This window comes from Clostridioides sp. ES-S-0048-02 (genome assembly GCF_020658495.1).
Taxonomy (GTDB): domain Bacteria; phylum Bacillota; class Clostridia; order Peptostreptococcales; family Peptostreptococcaceae; genus Clostridioides.
Genome location: NZ_JACVWH010000007.1, coordinates 148122 through 164643, shown reverse-complemented (window position 1 = coordinate 164643; position 16522 = coordinate 148122). Strand labels below are relative to the sequence as shown.

Annotated in this window: 13 protein-coding genes; 10 read left to right on the top strand and 3 right to left on the bottom strand. The window is 28.0% G+C overall.

Translation table 11 applies throughout. The annotated features are described in order from the left end of the window. Positions 1-4: 4 nt before the first annotated feature. The 10 genes from IC173_RS11535 (at position 5) to IC173_RS11490 (ending at position 13516) form a co-directional block, all read left to right on the top strand. Positions 5-1846 carry a GGDEF domain-containing protein gene (locus IC173_RS11535; RefSeq protein ID WP_227855575.1) on the top strand — a complete coding sequence of 614 codons (1842 nt, stop codon included), beginning with the start codon at positions 5-7 and terminating at the stop codon, positions 1844-1846. 83 nt (positions 1847-1929) lie between these two features. Then, a complete protein-coding gene (locus IC173_RS11530; protein WP_413927128.1) occupies positions 1930-3756 on the top strand; it encodes a diguanylate cyclase domain-containing protein in 1827 nt (608 codons plus the stop codon). 21 nt (positions 3757-3777) lie between these two features. After that, the gene (locus IC173_RS11525) at positions 3778-5769 is read left to right on the top strand and encodes a sigma 54-interacting transcriptional regulator (protein ID WP_255613374.1); all 1992 of its coding nucleotides are present in this window, start codon (positions 3778-3780) and stop codon (positions 5767-5769) included. Between the two features lie 260 nt (positions 5770-6029). Further along, on the top strand, positions 6030-7289 hold the full coding sequence (locus tag IC173_RS11520; protein WP_227855574.1) for an aminotransferase class I/II-fold pyridoxal phosphate-dependent enzyme: 1260 nt from the start codon (positions 6030-6032) through the stop codon (positions 7287-7289). Positions 7290-7349: 60 nt separating this feature from the next. Then, positions 7350-9137 (top strand): indolepyruvate ferredoxin oxidoreductase subunit alpha, encoded by a 1788-nt coding sequence (gene iorA, locus IC173_RS11515; protein WP_227855573.1) that lies wholly within the window; start codon positions 7350-7352, stop codon positions 9135-9137. 1 nt (position 9138) lies between these two features. Continuing rightward, complete coding sequence (locus IC173_RS11510) at positions 9139-9714, top strand: indolepyruvate oxidoreductase subunit beta (RefSeq protein ID WP_227432656.1); 576 nt, start codon at positions 9139-9141, stop codon at positions 9712-9714. Positions 9715-9767: 53 nt separating this feature from the next. After that, positions 9768-10838 carry a butyrate kinase gene (gene buk / locus IC173_RS11505; protein ID WP_227432657.1) on the top strand — a complete coding sequence of 357 codons (1071 nt, stop codon included), beginning with the start codon at positions 9768-9770 and terminating at the stop codon, positions 10836-10838. A 216-nt stretch (positions 10839-11054) separates the two neighbouring features. Continuing rightward, positions 11055-11756 (top strand): YczE/YyaS/YitT family protein, encoded by a 702-nt coding sequence (locus tag IC173_RS11500; RefSeq protein ID WP_227432658.1) that lies wholly within the window; start codon positions 11055-11057, stop codon positions 11754-11756. 60 nt (positions 11757-11816) lie between these two features. Further along, complete coding sequence (locus IC173_RS11495; RefSeq protein WP_227432659.1) at positions 11817-12323, top strand: NUDIX hydrolase; 507 nt, start codon at positions 11817-11819, stop codon at positions 12321-12323. Between the two features lie 170 nt (positions 12324-12493). Further along, positions 12494-13516: an AI-2E family transporter gene (locus IC173_RS11490; protein ID WP_227432660.1), complete on the top strand. Its 1023-nt coding sequence runs from the start codon at positions 12494-12496 to the stop codon at positions 13514-13516. 142 nt (positions 13517-13658) lie between these two features. Here the strand turns inward: IC173_RS11490 and IC173_RS11485 are convergent, their stop codons facing one another. The 3 genes from IC173_RS11485 to IC173_RS11475 form a co-directional block, all read right to left on the bottom strand. Continuing rightward, positions 13659-13967: a DUF1540 domain-containing protein gene (locus IC173_RS11485; RefSeq protein ID WP_021385244.1), complete on the bottom strand. Its 309-nt coding sequence runs from the start codon at positions 13965-13967 to the stop codon at positions 13659-13661. A gap of 61 nt (positions 13968-14028) precedes the next feature. Continuing rightward, entirely contained in the window at positions 14029-14457 is a 429-nt protein-coding gene (locus IC173_RS11480) for a hypothetical protein (RefSeq protein ID WP_227432661.1), read from the bottom strand. Positions 14458-14682: 225 nt separating this feature from the next. Next, positions 14683-16140: a carbon starvation protein A gene (locus tag IC173_RS11475; RefSeq protein ID WP_227432662.1), complete on the bottom strand. Its 1458-nt coding sequence runs from the start codon at positions 16138-16140 to the stop codon at positions 14683-14685. Between the last annotated feature and the right edge of the window lie 382 nt (positions 16141-16522).

The window sequence follows — 16522 nt, the reverse complement described above, 5'->3', positions numbered from 1 at the left end:
ATATTTGGAAGATATAGATAGTATAATTTTAGATTCAATGTTTAAGCTGACCTTGAATGAAAAACTATTAAATAATAATAACTTTGTTGAAAAAAGAATTGATGAAATTAACAATTCAATTAATTCCTACAAAACTGAACAAAGTAGTTTAATGTTATTAAAATTAAATTTTTTGCTAGCTTTACTGTATGGTATTCAAGGATTTAGTGAAAAAATGAAAAAGTATATTTTGATTTCCTGTAAATATATTGAACAATACTTACCTAAAGATTATGTGTTTTTAGCACGCTTTTATTCACAAATAGCCATTTTAAGTTTAAAGAATGAAGATGTAAATAGAGCAGATATATATATAGATAAATTTAATCTTATTTGTAAGGGGAGCAATTTTTTAGTGGAAGAAATTATCTTTGAATCTCAATTGATTTATATTAAAGCAAGTAAATGTATTGATTCTTCTATAATAATTAAGGAAATAGAAGACTTATATATAAAAGTAAAAGAAACTAATGATTTTAATTGTAAAAAAATATATTTTTTTATAATTGGTAAGATATATTTTTTGTTTTTAGATGATGCATTAATTGCTAAAATGAATTTCTTAAAAGCAAGAAAATATGCAGAGTTATCAAAAGATATAGAAGTATGCTCACTATGCGATATAAAGCTAGGGGAATGTGAATGTTCCTTTGAAAATTATGAAGGAGCAAGAGGATACTTTAATGAAGTAATAAAGAATAAGAAATATACAAACGTAAATATAATTCAAAAGTATAGAGCATCAAATAACATAACTAAATTATTAATAAAAACTAAAGACTATTCAGGTGCTATAAATAATTTAGCAAAATCTGAAGTATATTTGGAAAAATTTAAGAATCAAGATTTAAAAGAAGTAGAAAAATTAGACTTATGTATAAATCTAGCTATGTACTATGCAGAAAGTAATGAAAAATCATTTGAGAAATCAACTTGTTATTTAAATCGGGCTAAAAGTTTATTAAATAACATAAATAATGTAGAAGAGTATATAATATATGATTTAGAAGTGATTTATCATCAGATTAATATATATTATATATTTGAAGATTATGAAAAGTCTTTGATTACAAGCAAAAAACTTCTTGAAAAGGCTAAAGAAGCTAAAAATTATAATTATGTGAAAGAAGCATATAAAACTATACACATGTGTTTTGAGAAGATACAAGATTATGAAATGAGTATGAGATACTTTAAAATGTACTATGAGTTAAAACAGATGTATATGAAAGCTAGGAATAGAAATTATATAGACTCCTTAAATTATAGACATGAACATATCGAAAAAGAAATAAATAATATGAAAAAAATAAAACTCGATTTAGATAAGAAAAAATACATCGACCCTTTGACAAATGCTTATAATAGAGCATATTTAAATAATTTCTTAGAAAAACAAGAGATTAGTGAGTACAGTTCTGCATTTATGATAGATGTAGATTATTTTAAGGAATACAATGACACTCATGGTCATTATAATGGAGATATTGCTCTTAAAAATATAACTATGATAATAAAAAAATATTTAAAAGAGGACATGTCTGTTATAAGGTATGGAGGAGAGGAATTTTTAATATTGTCTATATGCAAAGATTATAGAAAAAGCAAAGTATTTGGAAAAAAGTTATGTAAGGTTGTAAAAAAATTCTTAAATGATGATTTGACGATTAGTATTGGTATTGATACTTGTAAAAATAGTAGTATAGATATAAGTGAAATAATTGAAAATGCGGATAAAGCCTTATACAAAGCAAAACAAACTGGAAGAAATAGATGTTTGCATTATTATGATTTTAAGAATTTTTAACTCTTGAAATAGGATTGGTGATTTACTTGAAAGGGAGTTTAATAGAAGATTTAAAGAGAAATATAAAAAAGATAGAATATGATATGTTGACTAAGTTCTATCTGAATTTGACCGATTTAAACTACATCTTGGATTATCACAAAGACCTTTTAAATACAAAAATAGATGCTAAAGATAGAGTCTATATTTTATATTTAATTAGTCTAATAAACTATGTAAAAAAAGATAGAGAAGCATCGTATAATTATTTGATAGTTTCACTAAAAGATATTAAACAATTATCACTAAAAGATGATGCAGATATAATATCTAAGATTTATATTTATCTTACTCTATCTGCTATTTCTATAAAAAAATACGATAAAGCAAATCATTTTTATTTTTTAGCCAAAAAAATTATAAAACAACAACGTTTGAATGAATTATTGGTTTTGTTTAATATGAGTTTATGTGTAGAAATAAGTGCACTATATAAAACTAAATCTGAAGTAGTACTATTAGTAGAGGAAGTATCCTTTTTTAAAAAATTAAAAAATAAAGTTCTTGTAAGTAGAGCAAATTATATATTTGGTAGGGTATATCTATACTTATTTAACAACTTTATAAAAAGTATGGAGTATTTGATTGAATGTCTAAGATTAGCCCAGGAAAATAATCTATATTCTATAGAAGCTTTTTGCAAATGTATAATAAGCCTTTGTTATTTAGAAAGTGGGAATAACAGAGAAGCCATAAAGTATATAAAAAATGCACTAGATGTTGCACATAATAATAATTCAGTATGTTCAACTGAAAGAGTAGCAATAAAAATAGACCTTATATGGGCATATTTAAAAGAAGATATGAATAAAGAAGCAGAAGTTGTTTTAGAAAAAACTATAGAACTGATGGATGTTGTTGAAGGCGTATATAAAGATTATTTGTACTCATTCATATTTTTATATTCAGCCGAAATAGAGTTAAAGAAAGATACTTGTAATTTTGAAAGAGTAAATGCATATTTGATTTTATCAAAAAACATATATAAAAGTTTTGGAGATGTTTTTATATATAATTCTAAATTAGATTATATTTATAAGTTATATGGAGATTTATATATAAAATTTAACAATGTAGATGAAGGAATAAGATATTATTTGAAAGGTTTAAACTTAGTTAAAAAAAGTTCATTAAATCCTAAAAAACTGTCGATATTTTATGGCCTAATAGCAAAAGGATATGAATTGAAAAAAGAGTTCAAACTAGCAATTGAATATTATAAAAGTATGGATTGGTATTCAGATAAGTGGGAAAAAAACAATTCTTATAAAACATCACAAGGTATTCATAAACAATATGAATTAAGACAAAAACAAGAAAGTTTAAGATTACTTGTAGATAATAATAAGAAATTGGAAAATGATATTCTAACTGATGGACTAACTCGACTATATAATAGAAGATACTTAGAACAACAATTGAATTTATTCAATGAAGATAGAGATAAAAATATGATGGCAATATTGATTGATATAGATTATTTTAAAAGCTATAATGATAACTATGGTCATCCAGCAGGAGATAAAGTTATAATTAAAGTAACTGACATTATAAAAAATGTATTTATAGATATTACTGAACACATAATTAGATATGGAGGAGAGGAAATCTTAATACTAGTAGATTCTATAAAATCAATAAATGTTGAAGAGATTGATAAGATAGAAATATATATTAAAAGAATTTTTAAACTTCTTGAATTTGAAGGAATTGAACATATATACTCTAAAGTAGAAAACTATGTGACTATAAGTGCTGGAGTAAGTATAAAAAGATGTCGTAGTAGAAAAGATGTCGAGATATTAATTGAAGATGCAGACAAAAACCTATATAAATCAAAAAAAGCAGGTAGAAATCAGTATATACTATAATTTAAAATTGAGGTGATTTTATTGCAAAAGAAGATAGGAATTATAGCCTCTGATATTGAATTAAAAGAAAGAATAGAAGAATTATATAGAGAAGATGTAGAAAATGGAACTATAATAATCGACATACTTAATCTTGATTTAATGGAAAATCAAGGACGTATACTTGTTGAGAAAGGTGCTCAAGCTATAATCGGTAGAGGAGGAGGTTATAGTTTAGTAATAGACACAGTAAGTGTACCTGTAATACCCATGAATATGAAATCAACCGACCTTCTAAGAGCAATAGAAATGGCAAAGCGATATTCTAAAAAAGTAGTATTAATACTTGGAGATAATGAAGTTTCTTTTGATTATGTTGGTTGGAGAAATGTCATAAGTACTGAAATAACTGAAGAATGGTTTGAATCTAAATACGAAATAAGAAGTAAGGTTGTAAAGTATATAGACCAAAAAGATGAAGTTGTAATAGTTGGTGGAGGTCTAGCGTGTTCTTTTGCGAGACAATATGGTATTGATAGTGTATTTGCAACTGCCAGTGACGAATCTATAAGAGAAGCTGTTGAGTATTGTAAGAAATTATTAGATACATTAGGCGAGGAAAAATTTAATAATGAAGTATTAAGAAATATATTAGATGGTATAAAAGATGGAGTAATTGCTATAGATAGTAATGGAAGTATAATTTTGTACAATGAAAGTGCAAAAAACATGCTTAAAGTAGAAAGAAAATGCGCGCTTAATAAATATATTCTAGATATATTTCCAAAAATGGGATGGCTATTAGATTGTCTACATGAGAAAGATGATGTAGAAGATAGGAAGATAAGAAATATAAACAACTTGATTGTTAATACTAGAACAACATTAATAAAAGTAGATGATAGCACTTATGGAGTTTTAGGAATAATACAAGATATAACTAAGCTACAAAATTTAGAAAGAAAAATAAGGTTTGATTTAAATCAAAAAGGTCTATATGCTAGATATACTTTTGATGATTTTTTATTTAAAGATAAATTAACAAAGGAATTTATTGAAGAAGCTAAAAAAATTGGGAAAAGTGATTACACAACACTACTTTATGGAGAAAGTGGGTCTGGTAAAGAAATTATAGCCCATAGTATACATAATATAAGCAAAAGAAAAGACAGGCCTTTTGTGGCTATAAATTGTGCTACTATAGCAGAAAATTTACTTGAAAGTGAGCTTTTTGGATATGAAGAAGGTGCATTTACAGGTGCTAGGAAAGGTGGAAAAAGAGGGTTATTTGAACTTGCTCATGGAGGAACTCTTTTTCTTGATGAAATAAACAGTCTCTCATTTAATATTCAGACAAAACTATTAAGAGTAATAGAGGAGCGACAAATAATGAGAATTGGCTCTGACTACATAATACCTTTGGATATTAGAATCATAGCAGCTACCAATGAATCTTTAACAGAAAAAATAGTTATGGGTACATTTAGAGCTGACTTATTTTATAGATTAAGTAGTTTAGAGATAAATATCCCTCCTTTAAGAGATAGAAGAGAAGATATAATACCATTGTTTAATAATTTTGTAAATGAAGTTTTAAAGGATGATGGTTTACATGGAATAAACAGTATAGATGAAAATTTTGCTCTAACTAAGGATGAGATAAATGCGCTATATAATTATAGTTGGCCTGGAAATGTTAGAGAGCTAAAAACAATAGCTCAAAAGTATGTTGTGACAGGGAAAATTAAATTAAGAAAAGAGCAAAACTTTAAGGCTAAAGAAGTAGTACCTAGTTCTAGTGTAGAAGAATTTAATGTTGAAACAACAGCAAGTATGGAAACTACAGATAAAGTCATAGATATAAGTAAGATAAATGATGGTAAGGTAAGTATAGATATAAAAGAAGTAAATAAGTATGTTGAAGAAAAAATAATAAGCATGCTTTTTGCTCAGGGGCTTTCCAAAAATGAAGTTGCACAAGTTCTTGGAATAAGTAGAACATCTCTATGGAAAAAGTATAATAAAAATATTTGACATAATTACATATAAATTATTTTGAAGTGATGTTAATTTTTCAAAACGAATGTTAAGAAAAATTAACATTATTTTTTTGTAGAATTTTATTTTTTCAGACAAGCACATAGATTTGTAAGAAAAATAACTTAAACACTTAATTTTAGTAGTGAAAAAAATCAGAATTCTAAACAAAAGTAGTTTTACATAAAGTTAAATTTGTTGGCATGCTAATTGCTTAATATAAATGTGAGAGTAAATACAATTTTAGGGGTGATGGTATGAGTCAAAGTATGGTTGGTAAGCATGCAATGTGGCCAAAAGAAAATGATGTTATATTTAGCTTATCTGGAAGAGCTCAAGCAGCAGAAAAAGCTTTAGGTATGGATAATGTAATAAATGCAACAATAGGCGCTCTAATGGATGACTCAGGAAAATTAATAACAATGAAAACTGTATATGATGAATATAAAGCATTAGATAACTGTGATATAGGTGCATATGCAGCCCTTGAAGGTCAGCCAGACTACTTAAAAGCAGTTAAAAAAGTATTTTTTAGAGATTACTTACCAGAAGGACATATAAGAGTATTAGCTTCACCAGGAGGAAGTGGTGCAATAAAACTAGCTGTATGGAATTATACAAATGAAGGTGACGAAGTTTTAACATCTGATTGGTTTTGGAGTCCATATGTTAGTATAGCTGAAGAAGCTAATAGAAAAGTAGTAAACTACCAATTGTTTGATGAAAATAGAAAATTTAATTTTGATTCATTCAAAGAAAATTTTGTGAATATAGCAGAAAAACAAAGAAGAGTTTTTACAATTATAAATACACCAGCTCACAATCCAACAGGATATAGTGTTGCAGATGATGAGTGGGATAAAATATTAGACTTATCAAAAGAAGTTGCACAAGATAAAGACAAAAAGATAATATTTTTCGTAGATTCAGCATATATTGACTTTGCAGGTGATGATGATGTATGTAGAAAATTCTTTAAGAAATTTTCCAACTTGCCTGAAAACGTTCTTATATTAGTTGGTTTTAGTATGTCAAAAGGATTTACAGCTTATGGAATGAGAATGGGAGCTATAATTTGTATATCTTCAAGTGAAGATGTAGCAGAAGAGTTCCATTATTCATGTGTTCATTCATGTAGAGCAAACTGGTCAAATTGCAATAGAAGTGCTATGGCAGTTCTATCTAATATTGTAAATGACCCTAAAAAATTCAAAGAATATGAGGAGGAAAAAGAAGTATACAAAAAAATGCTGACTAGAAGAGCAGATGTATTTGTAAAAGAAGCTGAAAGAGTAGGATTAGAAATTCTTCCATATATAGCAGGTTTCTTTGTAAGTATACCATGTGATAATCCAAGAGAAGTATGTGAAGAATTAACTAAACACAATGTATTTGCAATTCCATTGAAGATGGGATTAAGATTTGCAGTTTGTGCAGTTTCAGAAGAAAAATGTAAGAAAGCACCAAGTATTATAAAAGAAGCACTTGAAAGTTTAGAAGTAAAAATAAATAATTAATTTCATTGAACAAATTGGGTGGACTATGAATTTAATAATTGTAGATGGAGGGAATTTTATATGAAACAATTGATGACAGGTAATGAGGCAATTGCACGTGGAGCCTATGAGGCTGGTGTTAAATATGCATCTGCATATCCAGGTACTCCAAGTACAGAAATACTAGAAAATTTAGCAACATATAAAGATGCAATAGTTGCAGAATGGGCTCCAAACGAAAAGGTAGCACTTGAGGCTGCTATAGGGGGTTCAATTGCAGGAGCAAGAACTATGGCTTCTATGAAACATGTTGGTGTAAATGTTGCAGCGGATCCAATATTTACTTATGCATATACAGGCGTAAATGGTGGTATGGTACTTATTACTGCAGATGAACCGGGAATGCATTCATCTCAAAATGAACAAGACAATAGAATGTATGCAAAGTTTGCAAAGATACCTTTATTTGAACCATCAACTAGCCAAGAAGCTAAAGATATGATAAAAGAAGCTTTTGAAGTAAGTGAAAAATATGATACACCAGTTTTATATAGAGTTACAACAAGACTCTGTCACTCAAAAGGTTTAGTAGAGTGTTATGATAGAGAAGAAGTTGAAATTAAAGAGTATGTGAAAAATGCTAAAAAAATGGTTACTGTTCCAGTAAATGCTCAAATAAGAAGAGGCGTTGTTGAAGAGAGAATGGAAACTCTTAAAAAATTCTCAAATGAAACTGAATTAAACTACTATGAAATAAATGATACAAAAATAGGTGTTATAGCTTCAGGTATGTGTTGTAATTTTGCTAAAGAAGTATTTGAAAAAAATGCATCATATATGAAGTTAGGATTTACAAATCCATTACCTTATGAAAAAATAAAAGAATTTGCAGACAAAGTAGATAAAATATATGTAATAGAAGAAAACGACCCATTTATAGAAGAACAAATAAAAGCGTATGGAATAGATTGTATTGGAAAAGATGTAATACCTCCATATGGAGAAATGACACCAGATGTTTTAAGAAAAGCTATATTTGGAAAAACAAATGACACTATAGAATATAAAACTGAATTAGTAACACCAAGACCACCAAGTTTCTGTGCAGGATGTCCACATAGAGGATTCTTCTATGAACTTGGAAAGAGAAAAAATTTAATAGTTGGTGGAGATATAGGATGTTATACTCTTGGATTTGCTCCTCCATATAATGGAATAGATTATGTTGTTTGTATGGGTTCTGCCTTTGGAACTGCACATGGTGCTCAAAAAGTTCTTAACATGAAAGAAGGAAATGAAAAGAGATTAGTAGGTGTACTTGGAGATTCAACTTTCTTCCATACAGGAATAAATGGTCTTTTAGATGTAGTTTACAATAGAGGTAATTCTATATCAGTAATATTAGACAATAGAATAACTGGAATGACAGGACATCAAGAAAATCCAGGTTCAGGATATACTTTACAAGGTGATAAAACTAAAGATGTTGACATAGAAGGATTAGTCAAAGCTTGTGGAATAGAACATGTAAGAGTTATAGACCCTAATAATCTAAAAGAAGTAAATGAAGCATTAGATTGGGCTTTGGCTATAGAAGATGAACCATCTGTAATAATCACAAGATGGCCATGTGTACTTAAAAAATTCTCTAAAGAAGATATAGAAGAGTTTAATAATCCATTTAAAACTAAGTGTAAGGTTGACCATGATAAGTGTATAGGATGTAAATTATGTTTAAAAACTGGATGTCCAGCACTATCATTTGATAAAGAAAATAAATTATCAAATATAGATAGAAATCAGTGTGTAGGATGTGGAGTATGTTCACAAGTTTGTCCAAAACAAGCAATAGTTAAGGAGGAAAAATAATATGACTAAAAGTATACTTTTGGTAGGTGTAGGAGGTCAAGGAACTATACTTGCTAGTAAATTATTAACTATGGGATTGATGGAAGCTGGATATGATGTAAAAATGAGTGAGATACATGGTATGAGCCAAAGAGGAGGTTCAGTTTCTTCACAAGTTAGATATGGAGATTGTGTTCATTCTCCAGTTATAGAAATTGGAGGAGCAGACATTTTAGTATCTTTTGAAAAGATGGAAGCTTTAAGATGGTTTAATTATCTAAAGCCAGAAGGAAAAGCTTTAGTAAATAATCATAGAATAGACTCTATGACTGTTTTAATCGGAGGAGCTGAATATCAAGAAAATGATATAGATGCAGAATTAAATAGATTAAATGCAAAAGTGATAAATGCAGCAGATAAAGCTGAAGAATTAGGAAATGCAAAGATAATGAATGTTATTTTATTAGGATGTCTAGTTAAATCTATGGAACTAGAGTCTATTGACTGGGAAAAAATTATAAGTGAAAATGTTAAACCAAAATTTGTCGAGTTAAATATAAAAGCTTTCCATGAAGGTATGGAAATGGTTGGCAAATAGTTTATAATATATATAAGATAAACTATAGAAATTAATGCGAAAGGAAGAAAAGTATGACTTATAGAATATTAGCCATAAATCCAGGTTCTACTTCTACAAAAATAGGAGTATATGATGGAGAAGAACAAATTTTTGTGAAGACGATAGACCATCCAGCAGAGGAGATTGCAAAATATAATACAATTCAAGACCAATTTGAAATGCGTAAAGAGGCAGTTTTAAGTATTCTTGAAGAAAACAATATAGATTTAAAATCTCTTAGTGCAATAGTTGGAAGAGGTGGAGTTTTACCACCAGTAAAATCAGGGGCATATTTAGTAAATGAAGAAATGATTGATGTACTTAAACATAGACCAGTACTTGAGCATGCTTCAAATTTAGGAGCAGTTGTTGCACATGCAATATCAGAACCACTTGGAATAAATTCATATATCTATGATTCTGTTGCAGTAGACGAACTCATAGATATAGCAAGAGTATCTGGGCTTTGTGGAATGGATAGATCAAGTGCAGGGCATGCACTAAATACTAGAGCAATGGCTTTAAAATATGCTAAAGATAGAGGTAAAGATTACAAGAGTTTAAACTTAATAGTAGCTCATATTGGTGGAGGAGTAAGTATTTATCTTCATGAAAAAGGAAGAATGGTTGATATGTTATCTGATGATGAAGGGCCATTTTCACCAGAAAGATCAGGAAGAGTTCCTGCTACAAAATTAGTAGCTGCTTGTTATTCAGGTCAATGCTCAGAAAGAGAAATGACTAAAAAGATAAGAGGTAAAGGTGGTATAGTTTCATATTTAAATACTGTAGATGCTAGAGAAGTTGAAAAGATGATAGCAGAAGGAAATGAAGAAGCCAAAATTATTTATGAGGCAATGGCATATCAATTGGCAAAAGGAATTGGAGAATTAGCAACTGTAGTAGATGGAAAAGTTGATGCTATAATTATAACAGGTGGAATTGCATATTCTGAAATGTTTACTTCAATGGTTAAAAAGAGAGTTGAATTTATAGCTCCAGTAGAAATTATGGCAGGAGAAAATGAGTTAGAATCACTTGCTTTTGGAACTCTTAGAGTGCTAAATGGAGAAGAAGAAGCTAGAATTTATAGTGAAAATTAATTAAATTAACTAAAAATGTTTAAATATTAGAAAAGTGGTATATCTATTTTTACACTAAAGCTTAGAATATAGGTGAAGACGTGTAAAATATGGATTGCCACTTTTTTTATGATTGAAATTCTATATTAAAATGATGAAAAATTTTGTAAAACTTTGTACTTATATATATATTTTATTGGTATTTATTGTTATTATTATTATGAGGAGTGATTTTTAATGGGAAAAATTAATTTAAAAAGTATGATAAGGTTGTTTTCAGGTTTTTTTATATTTGCAATTTCTTCTGTGCTTATGGTTAATGCACATGTTGGTCTTATGCCTTGGGATGTGCTTCATCAAGGTTTATCTATAAAATTAGGTATAACTATAGGTCAGGCGTCCATATTGGTAGGTGTTATAATCGTTATATTGGATGCAGTTTTTGGTGAAAATATAGGATGGGGTACATTGCTAAATATGACATTTATAGGAATTTTCATTGATTTAGTAATATTTTCAGGTGTGATACCTCATGCAAGTAATACTTATATAGGAGTATTCATGGTTGTTATAGGAATCATCTTAGCTGCTATAGCTAGTTTTTTGTATTTAGGAGTTTGCCTTGGAAGTGGGCCAAGAGATGGTCTTATGATTGCTCTTCAGAAAAAAACTAATAGGTCTGTACGTCTTGTTAGAACAGTTCTTGAAATATTAGCACTCGTTGCTGGTTGGTTATTAGGTGGTTCTGTAGGAATTGGTACACTTGTAAGTGCTTTAGGTTTAGGGTATGTATTACAAATAGTGTTTAGAATGTTTAAATTTGATACAAAATCTCTTAAACATAGATTCATTATAGATGATATAAAAGAGTGGAAAGAAAAGAAAAATGATGAACATAAATGTAAATCAAGCATTGTAATAAAAAATGAACAAAATTAATTATACTAAAATGTATCTATATTTTAGTTAACTTTATAAGGAAAGTAAGGAGATTTGAAAGTGGAATTATGGGATTTGTATAATGCTGATGGAATTAAAACAGGAAATGTTATAGAGCGAGATAATTCTATTGAAGAAGGATATTATCATTTAGCAGTTGAAGTGTGGATTGTAAATAGTAATTTTCAGGTTTTAATTCAGAAAAGGTCTGAAAATAAAAAGACACTGCCAAATATATGGGGGATGACAACTGGATGTATTGTTTCTGGAGAAGAAAGTTTAGATGGTGCAATTCGTGAGGCTAAGGAAGAAATAGGAATTGATATATCCAAAGATGAGATAAAGATTTTTAGAAGTATGATTCATGGAGATACTTTATGGGATGTATATTTAGTTAAAAAAGAGTATGATGTATCAAATGCAATTTTACAAAAAGAAGAAGTAAGTGATATAAAATGGGTAAGTACAGGTGAAATAAGACAATTATTAAAAAAGGGCTTATTTTTTGAATATCCAGAGATATATGATTTACTATCTGATATAGATAATAATGATTTAAATATATAATGTAGGCAGAATTAGATATAAGTATGTATTATCTAAAATTATCTTCTCTAAAATTTAATGTTGTATTAGGAAGAATTAATGCATTATTTTTAATGTTCTCCTAATTAGATTTTAGAATTAGAGTAATAAGTTTGATTGTTAAGTAGTAAAAATCTGGGGAGGATTACGCTGTGGAGAATAATAAAGAATTGACACCCGATAGTTCAAAATATAAGATTGTTTCTATATCTGTGGTAGTGATTATTTTAATTACATTTTGGTATATGTTAAATATGGTGCTTTTAACATTTATAATGACTTTTGTTTTTTATAATTTATTAGTTTCCATAAGAAAAAGAATTAGGAAATTATTTTCTTTCTATGTTCCTGATTCATTAATAATTATAGTATTATATTCGTTATTTGCTATATTATTAGTACTAATTAGTTATGCAGTTGTGCCAATAATTATAGTTCAACTTACAGAGTTAAGCAGGATTTTAAGTAATTTTGATGTAAATCAATTTGCTCAATCTTTAGGGCCAAAGATTTATCCTATTGTTTCAAAGTTGGATTTTAATAAATATATTTCACAGGCAGGATTGTTAATAGCATCAGCAGCAACTAAAGTTGGAAGTTTTGGGATAAATATATTACTAGCTTTTTTACTTAGTTTACTGCTTTTACTTGAAAAAAATGATATTAAAAAATTTGGAAATAAACTTGCAGAAAGTAAAATTTCTTTCATCTATAATTCTCTTGTATTTTTTGGAAAAAGTTTTGTGAAAAATTTTGGTGATGTAATGAAAGTACAAGTAATGATTGCATTTATAAATTCTATTGTTTCTATGATTTTTTTAGGATTTATGGGTTTTCCTCAAATATGGGCTTTAGGGCTTATGATTTTTGTTTTGGGTCTTATTCCAGTAGCTGGAGTTATAGTGTCTTTAATTCCATTAACAGTAATAGCCCTTAATATAGGAGGAATAGCAAAAGTATTTGGCGTTTTGGCCATGATTTGTATAGTGCATGCAGTGGAAACATATATATTAAATCCTAAGTTGATGTCAAATAGAACAAAACTTCCAGTTTGTTTTGTTTTCATTATTTTACTTGTAGGAGAGCATTATTTAGGTGTATGGGGATTATTAATTGGAGTTCCAATATTTATGTTTCTTATGGATATATTTGGTGTAAAATTTAGTTCAAGATGATAACTTATAATTACATTTACTTCCTAATACATAATGCTTTAATTGTAAAAAAGAACCTATACTAGATATCTTTTAAAAGGTATCTGTTTTATAGGTTCCATTTTATTTTTTATAAATACTAAATAGTTAAGTATCAATGAAATTATTTCATTTCAAAAGTTTCACAGCTTGCATTTCCTGAGTTTATATGAACTTTTTCAGCTTTGCAAAGTTCATTCTTGTTGTATTTACATTTTACAGCTTCACAATGAATATTATCTGTATCAACTTGGTTAGTGTCATTAGAACGACTAGTTATACCAGATGTATATTTGTCTTCAAAAGAAGCACAGTAAGTATTTCCTGTAGTAGTTGCTTGCATTCCATCTACTTTTATGCTACCAGCATAACAATATCCACTAGTATTATAAGCACAGTTAGTAGCATCACAATTTAAATTATTATTTTTCATAAATAACCTCCTAAGTTTTTTATTTAAACTTATTATGTGAAGTTATTTGAATTTTATACACTTATTTACAATTACATTTCTTACATTTAACAATTATATCTTCAGAAGTTTCTCTTCCTAAATTTTTATTAATATGATACACATCAATATTTTCAGTTGAACCACATATAGAACATTTAAAGTTGTTCTCTAGTAAAGTTCTTTCTCTAAACAACTTCCAGTACATAGAATTAATATAATCATTATAGTTTACCTTAAGGCATGTCTCAAGAAAGTTTATGTATAGATTGTCTAAATCTCCCGTATTTAAGTCTGTATATTCTGGCTCAAAATATTCACAACATCCTCTAAAATCAGGTTTGGTATCTGAAATAACACATTTAATATCATATCTGTAATCTAGGCTAGGCCCCTTCAATGAAAGGTGTGTACAAAAAGAACAAGATGTTTCTGGTAAATTTTTTTCTAGTTCATGTAATTTATTATTCATAAGTATTCCTCCAAAAAATTATTTTGAGTATATAAACAATGTAGATTATTTTAAATCTTTTATTTATTTATATTAAATATATAGGATAAATATTCCAATAAAAGGTGGATGTTTATTTATTAATGTATTTAATAAGAAAGAGGCTAATCTCTATTTTGAGACAGCCTCTTTTTATTGAGTTATTTAAAATTAAAAGTTTTAATAAAAATCTAATAATATTTATATTTAGCTAGCTAGATTTGTATCCGTTTTGCTTTTTAGTTTTCTGCCATAGTATACAGTTAAAACAGCATACAAAACAGTAAAAATGGTAGCTAAAATATATGATATATTTATACTTAAGTTAAATCCAATTTGAGCATTGAATATATAACTAGAAATTACAAAAGAATAAAACATACCTGGGATTAAGCTTATGATATAATTTTTTTCTTTTATTATAAGATAAACTGTAATCATAGCAAAGGCGAATATAGCAATAGTTTGGTTACTCCAAGAGAAATATCTCCATAATATATTAAATCCAGAAGTGCTAAGTTTTGCAAATATAAGGATGGCTATAACAGGAATAAATATACAGATTGATAATATAACACGATGTTTCTTTTCTTTTTGGTCATAATGGAAATAATCTGCAAGCATTAATCTTAAAGATCTTAAAGCTGTATCTCCAGAAGTTATTGGTAAAACAATAACACCTATTATAGCTATAATACCACCAACAGAACCAAGTAAGTCTCTAGCAACTAAACCTATTACATCAGGAGAACCTATTAATTCACTAGGTATTCCTTTATTGTAAATACCCATAGCAGCTGCCGCCCAAATCATGGCAATTAAACCTTCCAAAATCATCATATTATAAAAAGTGCTTCTACCTTCTTTTTCATTTGAAACTGATCTTGCTATAAGAGTAGCTTGAGTTGAGTGGAATCCAGAAACAATACCACAAGCAACTGTAACAAAGAATGTAGGGATAAGAGGAATTCCATTAGGATGGATACCTTTCCAATTTGCTAGGCTTAAATTGGCTAAGTCATAACCCTGTGTAAATATTCCAATTCCAACACCAGCAGCAGATAAAAGTAGAATGGCTCCAAATATTGGATATATTTTTCCTATTATTTTATCAATTGGAAATAGTGTTGCACATAAATAATATACAAAGATGATTCCATAAACTATCCAAACGACTGGATTATTGATAGTTGATTTCATATTTAGAATTTGAGTAACTACCAAATCTCCAGGTGTATAAATAAAAACTGCACCAACCAAAAGCATTAATAAGCAAAGGAAGATATTATAAACTTGAAAGACCTTATTACCTAAAAATCTGCTGATAAGAGAAGGCATCTGTGCTCCTTTTTCTCTTATACTAATCATTCCACTCATATAGTCATGTAAAGCTCCTCCTAATACACAACCAATAGGAATTAGTATAAACGCAATTGGACCAAATAAAATACCTTGTATAGGTCCTAAAATCGGTCCTGTACCAGCTATATTAAGCAACTCAATAAGACTATTTTTCCATTTTTTCATTGGAACATAGTCTACTCCATCACTCTGAGCAAGTGCAGGTGTTTTTCTGTCATCTGGGCCAAATACTTTTTCACAATAAGCGCCGTATAAAGCACCTCCTATTAGTAAAATAGCCAAACCAATTAAGAATGTTGTCATAACATCACCCCATTTATAAATTTTTTTGGATTCTGTATACATATTGTTTGAATGTGTAAGTTTTTATAAGATTTTATACTTAAAACACTTACAAATTCTATAAAGTATTAAAACTAATATAATTTCAGAAATAAATACATATACATAATCATGCACTTAGTATACAGGTATTTGGAAAAAAATTCAATATTATAACAAGAAAGAATATAAAAAATATTCCGATAATATTCTACAAAAAATTAAAAAATACAAAAAAAATAATTTAAATAGAGGTAAAAAAATGATAAATTAATTGATAGTGTAAGTGTCTATATCTTAACAATATTAAGAGGTCTAAAATTCTTGAAGAAAAAATAGTCAAGTGATATAATGAATTTACAGG